Source organism: Desulfonauticus sp., from assembly GCF_055126295.1.
This window is the reverse complement of the sequence record NZ_JBSRHE010000002.1, coordinates 69,550-83,874: the sequence shown is the minus strand read 5'-3', so window position 1 is coordinate 83,874 and position 14,325 is coordinate 69,550. Positions and strand designations below refer to the sequence as shown.

11 protein-coding genes are annotated in these 14,325 nt (G+C 36.8%); 6 read left to right on the top strand and 5 right to left on the bottom strand.

Annotation, left to right across the window (positions count from 1 at the left end):
* The first annotated feature begins 5 nt into the window (after positions 1–5).
* The 6 genes from ACTCIM_RS01545 to ACTCIM_RS01520 are packed head-to-tail and all read left to right on the top strand — an operon-like array spanning position 6 to position 7,225.
* Positions 6–803, top strand: coding sequence for a hypothetical protein (locus ACTCIM_RS01545; protein WP_029969932.1), 798 nt, complete (start codon positions 6–8; stop codon positions 801–803).
* 5 nt (positions 804–808) lie between these two features.
* A complete protein-coding gene (locus ACTCIM_RS01540; RefSeq protein WP_464279930.1) occupies positions 809–1,252 on the top strand; it encodes a type II 3-dehydroquinate dehydratase in 444 nt (147 codons plus the stop codon).
* Positions 1,253–1,276: 24 nt separating this feature from the next.
* A complete protein-coding gene (efp, locus tag ACTCIM_RS01535; RefSeq protein ID WP_029969977.1) occupies positions 1,277–1,834 on the top strand; it encodes an elongation factor P in 558 nt (185 codons plus the stop codon).
* Between the two features lie 12 nt (positions 1,835–1,846).
* Positions 1,847–3,967, top strand: coding sequence for a DNA translocase FtsK (locus ACTCIM_RS01530; RefSeq protein WP_472313460.1), 2,121 nt, complete (start codon positions 1,847–1,849; stop codon positions 3,965–3,967).
* Positions 3,964–6,333, top strand: coding sequence for a DNA internalization-related competence protein ComEC/Rec2 (locus ACTCIM_RS01525; protein ID WP_029970100.1), 2,370 nt, complete (start codon positions 3,964–3,966; stop codon positions 6,331–6,333). The genes ACTCIM_RS01530 and ACTCIM_RS01525 overlap by 4 nt, the downstream gene beginning before the upstream one ends.
* Positions 6,334–6,352: 19 nt before the next feature.
* The gene (locus ACTCIM_RS01520) at positions 6,353–7,225 is read left to right on the top strand and encodes an NAD(P)-dependent oxidoreductase (protein ID WP_464279927.1); all 873 of its coding nucleotides are present in this window, start codon (positions 6,353–6,355) and stop codon (positions 7,223–7,225) included.
* A 22-nt stretch (positions 7,226–7,247) separates the two neighbouring features.
* Here the strand turns inward: ACTCIM_RS01520 and ACTCIM_RS01515 are convergent, their stop codons facing one another.
* From ACTCIM_RS01515 to pnp, 5 genes are all read right to left on the bottom strand, one after another.
* Positions 7,248–8,960, bottom strand: coding sequence for a YgiQ family radical SAM protein (locus tag ACTCIM_RS01515; protein WP_472313458.1), 1,713 nt, complete (start codon positions 8,958–8,960; stop codon positions 7,248–7,250).
* Positions 8,961–9,111: 151 nt separating this feature from the next.
* Positions 9,112–10,737 carry a hydroxylamine reductase gene (gene hcp / locus ACTCIM_RS01510; protein ID WP_472313457.1) on the bottom strand — a complete coding sequence of 542 codons (1,626 nt, stop codon included), beginning with the start codon at positions 10,735–10,737 and terminating at the stop codon, positions 9,112–9,114.
* Between the two features lie 276 nt (positions 10,738–11,013).
* On the bottom strand, positions 11,014–11,673 hold the full coding sequence (locus ACTCIM_RS01505) for a DUF2703 domain-containing protein (RefSeq protein ID WP_472313454.1): 660 nt from the start codon (positions 11,671–11,673) through the stop codon (positions 11,014–11,016).
* Between the two features lie 221 nt (positions 11,674–11,894).
* Positions 11,895–12,131 (bottom strand): FmdB family zinc ribbon protein, encoded by a 237-nt coding sequence (locus tag ACTCIM_RS01500; RefSeq protein WP_029965434.1) that lies wholly within the window; start codon positions 12,129–12,131, stop codon positions 11,895–11,897.
* Positions 12,132–12,144: 13 nt separating this feature from the next.
* Entirely contained in the window at positions 12,145–14,325 is a 2,181-nt protein-coding gene (pnp, locus tag ACTCIM_RS01495) for a polyribonucleotide nucleotidyltransferase (protein WP_472313451.1), read from the bottom strand.

Here is a 14,325-nt window from a genome sequence, read left to right as displayed (position 1 = left end):
TTTTTATGAAGCAAAAATGGTTAATAATTATGGCTGCTTTGTTTTTGGTTGCTTGTGCTCAAAAAAAACAAGTAGTTAAGCCAGTTTTGATTTTTAATCCTCAAAACCAGCTAACTACTGAGGTTAAAACAATTAAGGTGAAAGTCAAGCTTTCTTCTGATGAGTATAAGGAGAAGGGCAAAAGTGCCTTTTGGAATGCTGCTTTAAAGGAAGCCATGCAGCAAATTAATAGGGAAATATTAAAAATGAGTATGATTGTTAGACCTAGTGCTCGAGGGATAAAAAGCGCTCAGTTCTTGGTCAATAAAGGAGAAATCAATCCCAAACAAAATCCTTATACCAAGGATTTGGAACAAGAATTTGAAGTTACTCTAACTTTAACTCCGAGCTATGCTGTGGCTGGTAAGGTAATTAGTTTAAAACAAAACACTTATGCCATTGGCACACATGATTTTTGTTATATTGCTGTTTTTGAAGATTATAATCCTGGTGAAGTGGAAAATAGGTATTTTGCCATTGGTAAATTTTCTAAAGAAGAGGGGATTATTCGTCTTACTGGCATGGGAAAAATTACTCAGGCCTTGACCGAAGATAAGTTTACCAAGGGGTATGGTTTGTTAGCGCAAGGGGAAATTTATGAGGTTAAAGAAGAGGTAGAGGTGGATGATATCATCTTCTTGCCAAAGGTAGAAGTTAAGGCTATAAGCCAGCCTCTTGCAGCTTCGGAAAATAGTTTAAAGCCAGAAGTGGTGGTGGAGCCTCGTTATCTGGAAGAATTAAAAGTACCTGCTGAAGCCAAGTAGTTTTTATGGATATTCTTATTTTAAATGGACCTAACTTAAAGTATATAGGTCAAAGAGAGCCCCATATTTATGGAGAAAAGGGACTGGATGCTCTTCCCTCTTTGGTTGCTCAGGAGGTTAGTCCTCGGTTGAATTTAACCCTTAAGCAGTCCAATTCAGAGGGTGAATTGATTAATTATTTAGAAGAAGCATGGGAGAAAAAGGTCTCTGGCATTGTTATTAATGCAGGAGCGTATACGCATACGAGTATAGCCATAGCTGATTGTCTATCCTGGATAAAAATACCTTATGTGGAAGTACATTTGAGTAATGTCTATGCCAGAGAAGAGTTTAGACATAAAAGTTATTTATCGGCCAAAGCTCTTGGAGTTATTTCTGGATTTGGAATCTATAGTTATGTTTTAGGCGTAAAAGCTCTTTATCACTATCTTTCTCAAGTTGAGAGTTAAAAAATAATTGCTGAAGGAGGTAAAATGCTTTCTACAACTGATTTTAGACGGGGATTAAAAATAGAAATTGAGGGAGTTCCCTATGAAGTATTGGATTTCTTGCATGTGAAACCAGGTAAAGGTGGTGCTTTTGTCCGGACCAAATTAAAAAATTTACTTACAGGTAGTATTGTAGATGAGACCTTTCGCGCTGGAGAAAAATTTGATCGTCCAGATTTGGAAACCAGGTCCTATCAGTATCTTTACAAAGAAGGCGATAGTTATGTGTTTATGGATATGACCACTTACGAACAGATAAATGTGGCTGCAGAGTCCTTTGCTGATAAGGGGCAGTTTTTAAAAGAAGGTGAAGAAGTAAAGGTTTTGGTATATAGAAATCAGCCTATTGACTTGGATTTACCTGCTTCTGTAGTTTTGGAAGTGGTGGAAACAGAGCCAGGAGTAAAAGGAGATACTGTTTCTGGCGCTACCAAGCCAGCTACTTTGGAAACTGGCCTGGTAGTTCAGGTGCCTCTGTTTATTAACGAAGGAGATAAAATCAAAATTGACACCAGAACTAAAGAATATATCGGCCGAGAATAAAGGAGTATTTTTTTGACTGGGGAGGGCAAGTTAAAAAAAGAAATATTGCTATTGTTTTTGTGGGGTTTTCTTTTTTTTTATTTGCTTAGCTTGCTAACTTATTCGCCCTTGGATCCATCTTTTAATTCTTCTGGTATCGCTAGTGGAAAAGTAATTAATAAGGCTGGCCTGGTAGGAGCTTACCTGGCTGGCCTTTTTTTTGATCTTTTTGGTTTGGGCGCTTTTTTGTGGGCTTTAAGTGGGTTTTTTGTTTCTTTTTTAATTATTAAAAGTATTACTTTTCCCTGGTATAGATGGACTTTTTTCTTTCTACTTTTAATCCTTTTGCATATCTGGATTTCTTTTCCTTATTTTTCTTTTGTTTCTTTTCATAGTATAAGTGGTGGTGGTTTTTTAGGAAATAATTTATATCTTTTATGTATAAAATATTTTAAATTCTGGGGTAGTATAGTAATTTTGTCTATACTAACAATTTGTAGTATACAAATAGTATTTAATATATCATGGTATAGTTTGATTTATAAACTAAAATATAACTTTATAAAGAGAAAAGAAAGGATATCTAAAAATATAAAGAGAAATAACAAAAAAAAGAACGTAGATAAAGATATTAGTCCTGTAAAAGAAGGAAAAAAAGAAGTTAAAGAGTCCGGTGTTAAAAAAGATAGCAAAAATAATATTAATTATGTTCATTCTGGTGATGCTAAGTTTCCTCCTTTAGATATACTAAATGAAGTTGTGAAGAATAAGGTTAAAGTAAGTAAAGAAATATTAGAAGAAATAGGCTTAAAAGTCACAGATTGTTTAGCTAATTTTTCTATAGAAGGAAAGGTAGAAAGGGTAGTGCCAGGCCCAGTGGTGAGTATGGTGGAATTTAAACCAGCTCCTGGCATCAAGATTAGTAAGATCGCCAACTTGAGTGATGATTTGGCTTTAAGTTTAAAATCTTCTCGCGTGCGCATTATTGCTCCTCTTCCAGGTAAGGATACTGTGGGCATAGAAATTCCTAATCCAGAAAGGGAAATGGTTTTTTTAAAGGAAGTTTTGGATACTCCTGGTTTTCAAAATAAAAAGCATACTCTCCCTCTGGCCCTGGGTAAAGATATTCAGGGAAATGCTGTAGTGGTAGACCTGGCCAAAATGCCTCATTTATTAGTGGCAGGAGCTACTGGTGCGGGTAAAAGTGTATGTTTAAATAGCTTTCTTTTAAGTTTACTTTTTGCTCATACTCCTTCTTCTTTGCGCCTTTTATTAATTGATCCCAAAAGAATAGAACTTTCAGTCTACAATGACCTTCCCCATCTGGTCCATCCTGTGGTCACAGAGCCTGGTATGGCCAAGGTAGCCTTAGAGTGGGCAGTAGCAGAAATGGAAAGACGGTATGAGCTTATGGCCCAGTTGGGAGTGCGCAATATTGAGGCCTATAATCAAAAAATAAGTAATTTAAAGAAAAGTGAAGATAATCAAGAAGAGTGGGAATCCCTTTTTTACTTGGTTATAATTATTGATGAAATGGCTGATTTGATGCTTACTGGGGCTAAAGAAGTGGAAACCAGTATTGTTAGATTGGCCCAACTGGCAAGGGCTGCTGGGATACATTTGATTTTAGCTACCCAGAGACCTTCAGTGGATGTGGTTACAGGTATTATTAAAGCCAATTTTCCAGCTAGAATAGCCTTTCAGGTGAGTTCCAAACATGACTCCAGGACTATTTTGGATGCCAATGGAGCAGAATATCTTTTGGGTAAAGGAGATATGTTGTTTAAGGCTAGTGGAGGAAGCTTGAAAAGGGTCCATGGTGCTTTTGTCAGTGAAGAAGAAATTGCTCAAGTCGTGGAGTTTTGGAAAGAGTCTTATCCTGGCTCCTTTGAGCTTGATTTTAAACAATGGAAAGAAGAAAAAGAAGAAAAAACTCAAAGTGAAGTAAATGAAGATATTGTAAATGATCCCAAATATCAAGAAGCTGTAGAATTTGCCATAGAAACAGGTAAGGTTTCCATCTCCTTAATTCAAAGGCGTTTTCGCATTGGTTTTAATAAAGCTGCTTTATTTATAGAGCAAATGGAAAGAGATGGCATTATTGGTCCTCCAGAAGGAAGTAAACCTCGAGAAGTTTTAATTAAAAAGCATTGACCCAGCTAAAGCTTTTTACCTGGCAAAAAACATTTCTCTTTTTTCTAAGTGGTTTTATTTTTCCCAGATTTCCTGTCTATAGTCTTTTTATCTTTTTATTTCTTTTCTTTTTCTTTGAACCTAAAAAATACTTTTATGCCTTTTTTTATTGTTTGGGGATAGCTTATTTTTATCTTACTATTCCAGTTAGTTATTATCCCTTTGCTTTAGATTTTTTTAAAAAAAAGATTGAAGTTAAAGGAATAGTTAGTAGTATAGAGTTTTTACCAGAAAATAAAAAGAGAATACTTTTAGATGAGGTTTATTTTAATAATATAAAAATAAAAAATAAATTGATGATTACTTTAGAAGATAATAAAGGAAAAGATAAAGATATTTTGCCTGGAGATAAAATAGAAGAAAAATTAAAGGTAAAACCTGTTGCAGGCTTAAAAGATAAAGGGGTTTTTGGTTATTCCTTTTTTTGGACTAGTAAAAATATTTTTTATCGTTCTTACGCTAAGAGCTTAAGAATTTTAGATTATAAAAAAAGTAATTTGATTTATAAGTTTAAAAGGTATTTATATCAGAAAATATATTTTTTAAAAGCCAATGTTCTTAGTTATTTGAATGAAATAAGCGCTAGAGAAGAAACAAAAGCTGTAATCTTGGCCTTACTTTTAAATGATAAATCTCTTTTTACCTATAAATTTTTAAACTTTTTTAGAGAAACAGGCCTTGGCCATACTTTGGCGCTTTCAGGTTTACATTTAAGCATTGTTTTTGCTTTAGGTTTTTTCCTGGTTTATGGCTTATATTTTATATTCCCCTATGGTGCTCTGATTGTACCCCGTAAAAAGATGTCTATCTTTATTTCTTTTTTTCTATCTCTTTTTTATCTGTTGTTAACTAGAGCTCCTTTATCCCTATTACGTTCAGAAATTATGTTTTTAAGCTGGGGAATACTTTACTTGTTGAATAAAGAGAGATTGTTTATAGATGGTTTTTTTATAGCTCTTTTTTTGTTGGTTCTTTTTTTACCTGCAAGTGTTTTTGATATATCTTTTCAATTTTCTTTTTTAGCAGTTTTAGGAGTCTATTTCTCAGTATATCTTTTAAAGAGCTTGAAAGTGAAGAACAAATTTTTTAGTTCTATCTTATTTATTTTTTTCTCAACTCTAATAATAAACCTTATTTTACTACCTTTACAAGTATATTATTTTAATCAAGTTTATACTTTATCTTTTATAAACATTATTTGGATCCCCATTTTATCTTTTATAACCTTGCCTTCTGGATTACTATTTCTTTTGTTTTTGAAATATCAAAGTATAGCTTTATTTTTTCTAAAAATTATGTCTACATCTTTAGATTTTTTATTTTCTATTTTGTCTTCTTTAGAAAGAATACTTACAACTATAACTGTACTTGTTCCTAGGCCAGACGGATGGATTATATTAAGCTTTTATCTGCTATTTCTTTTTGTTATTCTTAAAAATAAAAAGGTAATTTATTTTTTAATTTTTTCTTTGGTTTTATTTTTTATTCAAATTATTTATGAAGATAAAGGCAATATGGTTTCTGTTCTAGATATAGGGCAAGGACAATCTCTTTTTTTGAATATAGATAAAAATAGAATTCTTATTGATGGAGGTGGAAGTTTTAATTTTGATTATGATTTGGGTAAACTGGTTTTAAGTAAAATTTTAACCTATAAAAAATATCCTGGTTTAGATATGATTTTTTTAACTCATCCAGACATAGATCATTTAAGAGGTCTTTATTATATTTTAGATAGATTTAAATTTAAAAGATTTTATTTTAATGGAGACTTTCCTCTGGGTTTAAGAGATAGGTTGATTTTAGAGAAGATATTAAGTAAAAATAGGGATAAAGTAGGAATAGTAAAGAGAGGAGATAGGATTAATTTAAGTAAGGATAGTTATCTGGAAGTGTTACATCCTAAAATTAAGGGCAATAATTCTAATAATGACTCTCTGGTATTAAGGCTGGTAGATAGAGGTGTAAAGAGAGTGCTTATCTGTGGAGACATAGAAAAAGCAGGCTTAAATGATCTGGTGTCTTCTAACTTAGATCTTAGAGCTCAGGTTTTGATTTTACCTCATCACGGCAGTAAAAATAGTTTTAATGAGAAATTTTATACTCAAGTTAATCCCCAGTTAGTAATTGTAAGCTCTGGATTTTTAAATCCTTATAGGTTACCTTCTGGTAAAGTAGTAAATTATTTTCAACAAAGGAATATCCCTTTGTTAAATACAGCCCTGTTAGGAGAGATAGATATTTACTGGAAGGATAAAGAAAAATTTTACCTAACTACTCAGGAAAAGATAGTTAGTAAAAATAAAGGTTTTTGGGTAAAAAATTGAGTATAATAAGGAGGGACAAATGAAAAAAGTTGGTTTTATTGGCCTGGGTATTATGGGTATTCCCATGTCTTTAAATATTTTAAAAAAAGGCTTTGAGCTAACTGTATATAACAGAACTTTTGCCAAAACCATAGGCTTAACTCAAGCAGGGGCAAAAGCAGTAAAGACTCCTCTGGAAGTAGCGCAGGAGAGTGAAGTTATCATAACCATGTTAACTGGCCCAGAAGCCATTGATCAGGTTATCTTTGGCAAAGAGGGATTGTTTTCTGCTTTAACTGACCAGAAATACTTGATTAACATGAGCTCTGTTTCTCCCACTTATACCAAAGAATTAGCCCAAAAATTGGAACCTACAGGCGTTAAATTTATTGATGCTCCTGTTTCTGGTTCAAAAAAGCCTGCTGAAGATGGACAGCTGGTTATTCTGGCTGGAGGAAAAGAAGAAGAAGTAAAAGGTGTAGAAGATGTGTTGCTGGCAATGGGTAAAAAGGTGGTTTACTGCGGTCCTGTGGGACAGGGTTCTATGATGAAAATGGCCATTAATCTGCTTTTGGGTGTGATGATGGCTGGAATGGCAGAAATGATTCACTTTGGCCAGAAAGGTGGTTTAAGCAAAGAAACCATGCTGGAAGTACTCTATTCTGGAGCCTTGAATTGTCTTTTGTTTCAACTGAAAAAGGATTTATTTTTAGAAGAAAATTTTACTCCACAATTTCCTTTAAAACACATGAGTAAAGACTTGCGTTTTGTTTTTCAAACTGCCCAGGAAACAGGAGCGGTTATCCCAGAAGCAACTACAGCCTTGCAGTTTTTCAGGATAGGTGAAGAAAATGGTTGGGGTGATGAAGACTTTGCTGCTGTGTATAAGGTATTGCAAAAAATGATAAGCTAACTAAAAAAAAGGGAGTCCCAATTTATATTTTTTGGGTCTCCCTTTTTTTGGTCCTTTTTAGAACAATATCTTTTTGTTTTTGCTTGTCTTTGAAGGTTTTGGCTACCTTTATTTTCTGGCCAGTAAAGGGATTTTTTTCTGTAAAATACATAAGGGTAGAAAAGGTAGAAGGGGTTGGAGTAAATATTTGAATCTGTCTGGGATTGATTTTTAATTGGTCTAGGGCAAATTTTTTTAATAAATACATATGTTTTTCTGTACAGCCAGGATGGGCAGCAATGAAATAATAGGTCAAAAATTGCTTTTTTCCCTTTTTTTTACTTAATTCATCAAATTTGCGCTTAAATTCTAACAGGTTTTGATTATCAGGCTTGCCCATGATTTCTAATACTTCTTTTGCCACGTGTTCAGGTGCTATTTTTAGCTGGCCAGAGACGTGCCAGCTTACCAGGTCTTGAAGATAAGTTTCACCAGCCCTTTTATCTGCTAAAATAAGGTCATAGCGCAGTCCACTATTAACAAAGACTTTTTTTACTCCAGGGATTTTTCGAACTTTTCTAAGAAGATTGATTTGAGGAGTGTGGTCTAGAGGTAAGTTGGGGCACGGTTGGGGAAAAAGGCAACGCTTGTTCGAGCAACTGCCTTTTTTTAGTTTTTTGTTACATTCAAATCCATACATATTGGCAGTGGGTCCACCCAGGTCTTGGATAATACCTTTAAAATCTGGATGCTTAATAAGGGATTTTACTTCTGCTAAAATGGATTTTTCACTTCTACTTTGAATTATTTTTCCCTGGTGCATGGAAATAGCACAAAAATGACACTCACCATAACAGCCACGGTGGGTGGTTATGGAGAACTGGATGGTCTCCAGGGCTTTAATTTTTCCTTGTTTTTGATGTAGGGGATGGGCCTTGTTTTCAAAGGAAAGGCTATAAATCTCATCCATCTGTTCCTGGGTGAGGGCAGGGTAAGGAGGGTTGTGCACTAAGTACCGGTCCTGGTGTTTTTGAATTAGCCTTTGTCCTTTAACTGGGTCCTGGTTTTGATAAAAGGTCAAAAACATTTGAGTAAATTTTTCTTTGTCTGCTTTTACTTCCTCATAACTGGGCAGTTCAATTCCAGAGGCTGGTTTTTCTTTGGCAATATAACAAAGTCCTCGAATAGAGGTAACTTCCTGCTTTTGTTCCAGGGCCCTTGTTAGTTCCAGTAAGGAGTATTCAGCCATGCCATAGAGTAAATAATCAGCCTTGGCGTCAAATAAAATAGAGCGTCTCAGGGAATCTGACCAAAAATCATAATGGGCAATGCGGCGTAAACTGGCTTCTATTCCTCCCAGGACAATAGGCTTGGTATTTTTAAAGTATCGACGGATGAGATTGGTATAAACTATAGAAGCCCTATCTGGCCTTTTATTGTTTATACCACCAGGTGTATAGTCATCAGTTTTGCGTTTTTTACCAATGGCAGTATAATTGGCTACCATGGAGTCTACTGACCCGGCAGTAACCCCCCAGAACAACCTGGGTTCTCCTAATCTGGTGATGTCTTTACCTGACTTCCAGTCTGGTTGAGGAATAAGGGCTACTTTATAACCGTGTTTGATAAGAAATTTACCCAAAAGGGCTACTCCAATAAAGGAGGAGTCAATATAAGCATCTCCTGTAACCAGGATTATATCTGGCTGGGGCCAGTTTAACTTTTTGAGTTCTTCTTTGCTAATAGGAATAAACATAACTGGTTTGCTATTTTGTTTAGGTAGTCAATAAGAGGGTTAAGAACGGTTGTAAAGTTTTTAAAAAGATTCTTTGTTTTTTTATTGTGAGAAGAGATAGGCTTTTTTTAGAGAATTAAAAAAGGGGAGCTAAAGCTCCCCTTTAAGGGTCTTAGCCTAAGATTTCTTTTAGATCTTCGTCTGGAGTGGAGATGGGTTTGATATTATAGTTTTCTACCAGGAAGTTTAAGACGTTAGGAGTAATAAAAGCAGGCAAACTAGGACCTATTTTGATGTTTTTAATACCCAAAGCCAGTAAGGTAAGTAAAATAGCCACGGCCTTTTGTTCATACCAGGAAAGCACTAAGGAAAGAGGTAAGTCATTGACATCACAGTTAAAGGCTTTGGCCAGAGCCAGAGCAATCTGGAGAGCAGAGTAGGCATCATTACATTGGCCAATATCCAAAAGTCTGGGAATGCCGTCAATATCTCCCAGTTGTTTGTCAAAGAAACGGAACTTACCACAGGCTAAGGTAAGAACAATACAATCCTGAGGCACTTTTTCCACGAATTCGGTGTAGTAGTTTCTGCCGGGCTTGGCTCCATCACACCCAGCTACCAGGAAGAAGTGTCTGATTTTACCAGCTTTTATCCCTTCAATAACCTTGTCTGCAACAGATAAGACACTATTTCGGGCAAAGCCTACCATAACTTCACCTTTTTCTTCATCTTCAGCAAACCCTGGCAAAGCAAGGGCTTTTTCGATTACTGGAGTAAAGTCCTTATCTTCTCCAATATGTTCCACTCCTGGCCAGCCTACTACTCCAGTGGTAAAAATGTTTTCCTGATAGGTCTTTTGGGGTTTTTGAATACAATTGGTGGTCATTAAGATAGCCCCGGGAAAAGCCGCAAATTCCTTTTGTTGATTTTGCCAGGCAGTTCCGTAGTGGCCATAAAAGTGGGGGTATTTTTTGAGTTCAGGATAGCCATGGGCAGGCAGCATCTCACCGTGAGTATAGATGTAAATCCCTTTATCCTTGGTCTGTTCTAACAAAAGTTTGAGGTCCAAAAGGTCATGCCCAGAGACCAAAATGGCTTTGCCTTTTTTGTGCCCCAGAGGCACCTTTGTAGGCACTGGATGTCCAAAGGTGGAAGTATTGCCAGCATCTAGGAATTCCATGGCCTTTAAGTTTACTTTACCACATTCCAGGACCAGATTTACCCATTCTTCCAGGGTTTTATCTTTAGTGGTTGTGGCTAACAGGGCCTGGTAACAAAAGTCAGCAATACTTGGGTCTTTTTGCCCCAGTAAATAGGCATGATCTGCATAAGCTGCTACGCCCTTAAGGCCATAGGTAAGGGTTTGTTTCAGGGATTCAATGTCTTCATTGGGATCTTTTTCAGCTAAAAGAGAATGCTCTTCTCCTTGTTTTACCAGTTCTTCCAAGCTGGTAGCAGGTTGGAAATTGGCTAATTCAGAAAATTCTACCTTTTCCCTGGCCAGGATTTCCTTTTTTAATTCTTCTCTTAATCTTACTGTTTCCTGAATAAACCTGGAAATATCCTGAGAGTCAAAGTTTACATTGGTGAGAGTGGCAAAAATGGCTTCAAATAGGAATTTGTCGTTTTTGCTGGTGTCTATCCCCAGTTCTTTAGCCTTGAGACTGACTTCACTTAAGCCTTTAAGAGCGTATATTAAAAGGTCTTGCAGAGCTGCGGTATCAGGTTGTTTTCCACATACGCCAATCTTGGTACAACCTTTACCCTGGGCAGTCTGTTCACATTGATAACAAAACATAGTTTCCTCCTTGTTGTTTTTGTTGAGTCTAGGTTTAGTGTTATTCATAATCTATTTCTTTGATTTAAGTCAAAAAAAGGTTATTTTTTGAATTTTTCAGGGTGTGAGAATGATTAATTTTCTAAATAAAAGGATAGTTGCTTTATTTTGCCTCTTTCTTAAGGGCAAGAGAGGGATTTAAGCTGGAAGGACTGCTGGTTGTATTTTATAAGGAGTTCGTAAAAGAGAGCAAATTATCTTGAGCTTTTGGGTAGATTGGCAAGAAAGGATGAGGGCTTAACAGCACTTTGAGGAGGATTGTTTTTTATTTTTAAAATACTTTTGGAGATTTTCTGGTAATTTTGCAAGGGGCAAAGGAACCATTGGTGGTTTGTCTATGTTTAGCATGGCCTTCATGATTGCTTCCAGTAACAGGGGCAGGGGAGCGGCAAAATAAACTCGTCCTTGATAATGCCACTCACGACAGTTAATTGGAATTTTGTTTTGGGTCAGCTCTGCGCATGATTCGCATTCAGATTCTCGAATATCCTGGGCAATATCCTGACCATTTATCCTTATGGTGGGAGAAGAAAGTAAAGCCAGTTTTTTGGCTTGTTCTGGAGTTTGTACCACAATCTCCTGGAGGTTTAGCTGAATTCCGAGTGCTTCTGCCACAGGAGTGAGAAGACGCACAGCTGTTTTTAAGTTTGCGCTGGTTGGGGCGCAGCGCTGACAGGTATTTAAGTCAATAGCCAGAAGTTCTATGTTCAAGGTCTTTTTGTTGCCCAGACTTTCTCTGGCCTTAACTCCCAGCTTAGCAGGCGTGGATAGGGATATGTCTTTAGAAGCTTCAGCACAGGATGAAGTCTGGCAACAACAACTTGTTTGTCCTGACTTAGTCTCAGTAAAGTCTTTTTGAACTTTGCTGGCATTTTGCTCCTTTTGGGGCTTGCTCATTTGATCTTCCCTATAGATTTTTATTAACTTTATCCTCCTAGATCGAGAATAGTAAAAAAGGTTATTAAATATGTTTTAGGAAAATAGCACTAGCTAAAGATTCTACAAACTGAATAGCACTATATGATTATTATATGTAAAGTATAGTTTGTTTAAAACAAGCTATCTTTAAATTTTTAACTAAATATAACTCTAGAAGATTAATAGAAAAAGGCCCAAGATTAACTTGGGCCAGGGAAGCTCATGGTTGTACAACTGTTGCCACCGCAATTCTTGCTGGTCATCGAGGCCTTTTGGCCAGAAGAAGTGGTTACAGAGTAGGAGACTTGACTAAGTACTCTGGTTAGTTCTTCGCCTCCACATTTTTCACATTTTAATTCCACTGTATCGTTTTGATTTTTGAGTAAAAACTCCTGGATGTGTCCACATTTTACACATTGGAATTCAAAAATGGGCATTTTCTTCCTCCTCTTATCTCCTCCGCTGGTGCGGATGACGGGAGTTATTTCTTGATCTGGGCTTAGGCTGGGAATAGTCTTTTAAATCTATTTCTTCCCCGTTTTCTTCCCTAAGCACAGCAACTTTACTTAATCTTATCTTGCCATGGTCATCTATTTCTACAACTTTTACCTTTACCGTATCTCCTACTTTAACAATATCTTCAACCTTGTTCACCTTATGTTCAGCTAGCTGAGAGATGTGTAAAAGTCCATCAACACCAGGTAAAATCTCCACTACTGCGCCAAAATCTAAAATCTTTTTGACTAATCCAGAGTAGTTTTTACCCAATTCTGGTTTCTGATTGAAGTAGAGAATCATTTCTACAGTTTTGTCCAGAGCTTCCTTATTGGGAGCAAAGATAGTGATTTTGCCACTTTCTTCTATATCCACAGTAGAACCAGTACTGGCAGTAATAGCCTTTATGGTTTTACCCATGGGACCGATGATATCTCTAATTCTATCTGGAGCTACTTCTAAAGTGGTTACCTTGGGTGCATAAGGAGACACTTCGGTTCTGGGAGCAGAAAGCACCTGGTTCATCTTTTCCAGGATGTGTAATCTAGCTTCTCTAGCTTGAAAAAGAGCTTTTTTCATGACTTCACTGGGGATACCAGTTATTTTTATATCCATTTGAATGGCTGTAATACCGTCTTTGGTACCAGCTACTTTAAAATCCATATCACCCAGATGGTCTTCGTCTCCTAAAATATCAGTTAGAACATAATAATTATCACTCTCTTTTATGAGGCCCATGGCAATGCCAGCCACGTGCTCCTTTATGGGTACTCCAGCATCCATGAGAGCCAAAGAACCACCGCAAACAGTGGCCATGGAAGAGGAACCATTGCTTTCCATTACTTCTGAAACAATACGCAAAGTAAAGGGAAACTCTTCTTCTGAAGGCAAAACAGGTTCTAGAGCCCTTTCTGCTAATGCCCCGTGGCCTATTTCTCTTCTAGAAGGTCCACGCAAAGGTTTTACTTCTCCCACACAGTAGGGTGGAAAATTGTAGTGGAGCATGAAGCGCTTGCTGCTATCTCCAGCCAGGGTTTCCACTCTTTGTTCGTCAGAAGAACTTCCCAGAGTGGCAATACTTAAGACTTTGGTTTCTCCCCGGGCAAAAATAGCAGATCCGTGAGTTCTGGGCAAAAGACCCACCTCAATCTCAATAGGTCTTACTGTTGTTAAGTCTCGTCCGTCTATGCGAATATTTTGTTGAACTATTTTTTGGCGGACTATTTCTTTTTCTAGCTCTTCTAATATTTCTTTTAGCTGAGAAGAGAATTCAGGATTTTCTTTATATTTTTCAGCTAATTGTTCTTGAACCTTTTGGTGTACTTCTTTTTTAGCTGTTTTTCTCTTTAATTTTTCTCCAATACTCAAGGCGTGTTTTAAATCTTCATAAATTAAATTACGAACTTCAGCTTTAAGATCTTCAGGGATTTCTGGGAGAGTAAAAACTAATTTTTCCTGTCCACATTTTTGTCTGAGTTCTTCTTGAGCTTCGATAATAGGCTTAGCCTGTTCCTGTCCCCAGGCTATGGCTTCAGCTAACAAGTCTTCAGGAACAAACCTGGCCCCACCTTCTACCATTACCACGCCTTCTTGAGTGCAGGCTAAAACCAGGTTTAACTCACTTTGGGTGATTTGTTCGGTAGTGGGATTTAAGATAAAATTACCCTCTATATATCCCACTCTTACTCCTGCAATGGGACCTAAAAAGGGAATATTAGAAATGGTAAGAGCTGCAGAAGCTCCAGTCATGGCCAGAATATCAGGGTCGTGGATGGCATCAGCAGAGAGTACAGTGGCAATGACCTGTACTTCGTGATTTAGTCCTTTGGGGAAAAGTGGTCTTATGGGACGATCTATTAATCTGGAGACTAAAGTCTCTCTTTCACTGGGACGTCCTATTTCTCTTCGAAAATAGCCACCAGGGATTCTTCCTGCAGCATAGGACATTTCTTGATAGTTGACCGTAAGAGGCATAAAGTCTGGTTGTATTTCAATGGGTTGGGCTGTAGCAGTAACTAAAACTACAGTTTCTCCCCATTGAGCCCAGATTGCTCCGTTGGCTTGTAAAGCCAATCGGCCATATTCTAAGGTTATTTCTTGCTCCCCGTAAGGTGCACTTGTCTTAACTTGTAACAT

Bases quoted from the DNA above. Each gene is read 5' to 3' on its own strand.
- ACTCIM_RS01545 (WP_029969932.1), top strand. From the start codon at position 6: ATGAAGCAAAAATGGTTAATAATTATGGCTGCTTTGTTTTTGGTTGCT.
- ACTCIM_RS01540 (WP_464279930.1), top strand. From the start codon at position 809: ATGGATATTCTTATTTTAAATGGACCTAACTTAAAGTATATAGGTCAA.
- efp (WP_029969977.1), top strand. From the start codon at position 1,277: ATGCTTTCTACAACTGATTTTAGACGGGGATTAAAAATAGAAATTGAG.
- ACTCIM_RS01520 (WP_464279927.1), top strand. From the start codon at position 6,353: ATGAAAAAAGTTGGTTTTATTGGCCTGGGTATTATGGGTATTCCCATG.
- ACTCIM_RS01515 (WP_472313458.1), bottom strand. From the start codon at position 8,960: ATGTTTATTCCTATTAGCAAAGAAGAACTCAAAAAGTTAAACTGGCCC.
- hcp (WP_472313457.1), bottom strand. From the start codon at position 10,737: ATGTTTTGTTATCAATGTGAACAGACTGCCCAGGGTAAAGGTTGTACC.
- ACTCIM_RS01505 (WP_472313454.1), bottom strand. From the start codon at position 11,673: ATGAGCAAGCCCCAAAAGGAGCAAAATGCCAGCAAAGTTCAAAAAGAC.
- ACTCIM_RS01500 (WP_029965434.1), bottom strand. From the start codon at position 12,131: ATGCCCATTTTTGAATTCCAATGTGTAAAATGTGGACACATCCAGGAG.
- pnp (WP_472313451.1), bottom strand. From the start codon at position 14,325: ATGTTACAAGTTAAGACAAGTGCACCTTACGGGGAGCAAGAAATAACC.